1 protein-coding gene is annotated in these 1,292 nt (G+C 70.7%); it reads right to left on the bottom strand.

Translation table 11 applies throughout. The features are described from left to right. The coding region (locus U9980_RS26260) for a hydrogenase small subunit (RefSeq protein ID WP_322770382.1) at positions 1 to 1,135 on the bottom strand (1,135 nt) is incomplete at its 3' end. Positions 1,136 to 1,292: the final 157 nt, after the last annotated feature.

Raw genomic sequence — 1,292 nt, 5'->3', positions numbered from 1 at the left:
GGGCCGCGGCCACCCGGTGTTGGATGACCTTTCCGACCCCGTGCGCCGCGAAGCCGGTCGCGGTCGCCGCGAGAACACCCAGACCGATCCTGTCGGCCGTGAGGCTGAAGTCCCGGGTCGCCACGTGCGGGAGCCGGTCGTAAAAGGGCGACATCGTGTCCCAGAAGCCGGGCTCGGAACATCCCACGCACCCGTGCCCGGCCGCCACCGGCCAGGACGTGCCGCCGTTGTAGCGGACACTCGGGCAGTTGTGGAACGTGCTCGGCCCCTTGCAGCCGAGTCGGTACAGACACCAGCCCTTACGGTGACCCTCGTCGCCCCATTCCTGGGCGAACTGGCCTGCGTCGAAGTGGCCGCGACGCGCGCAGGTGTCGTGGATGCGTTCCCCGTAGGCGAACAGCGGGCGGCCGAAACCGTCTCGGGCCGGGAATGCACCGAAGGTCAGATAGTGGACGATCGTAGCGGTGAGGTTGTCGGCGTTGACTGGGCAGCCGGTCAGGTTGACGACCTCGACCCCGCCGACGACATCCTCGACGCGGACCGCGCCGGTCGGGTTGGGGCCGGCCGCGGGGATCCCGCCGAACGCCGAGCAGGTGCCGACGTTGATGATCCCGGCCGCGCCGCGCACGCAGCTGTTCAGTATCTCCTCAGCCGATCGGCCCCCGATCGTGCACGACCCCGGGATGCCGAGCGGCACCGAGCCCTCGACGACGACAAGATGCCCGCCCCGCGCCACCGCCTTGTCGCGGGCCTTCTCGGCGTCGACGCCGGCAGCCGCCATGACGGTCTCGTGATAATCGAGCGAGATCATCCCCAGGATGAGATCGGCGACGGACGGATTGCGCGAGCGCAGAAACGCCTCGCTGTCACCGGCGCAGTCCTGGAACTCCAGCCACACGACGGTGGGGCGGCCGACCCTGTCCAGCGCAGCGGCGACCCGGGGAGCGAACTGGGGCGGCAGCGCGAGGGTGGCGACCACCCCCGCGCAGAACTTCAGGATCGACCGCCGCTGCACCCCGGCCTCAGTGAGCCGCGCGGCCAGCGAACCCTCCGACGCCCCGCCCCAGACCCCGTCGCCCGGCGGTGACGTTCCGTGCGCCTCGCCCGCCGAAACCGCCCCATAGCTGCCGTTCATGGCTTGCCTCCCACCGGGCTTCAACTGGATGTCGGGTGCCGCCGTGTTCGAATGCACGTTCGCAGGCGTCACAACGCAGGCGCTGGTCGGCCGGCGGCCGCACGATCATGGCGCTCGTCGCACGGCCGGCGGCAGGCGGCCTTTAGAAATCTAGGCC

The organism is Protofrankia sp. Cr1, from assembly GCF_963555865.1.
In the GTDB taxonomy this organism is placed as follows: Bacteria; Actinomycetota; Actinomycetes; order Frankiales; family Frankiaceae; genus Protofrankia.
Note: the sequence above shows the minus strand (reverse complement) of the source record. Positions and strands in the feature narration are given on the sequence as shown.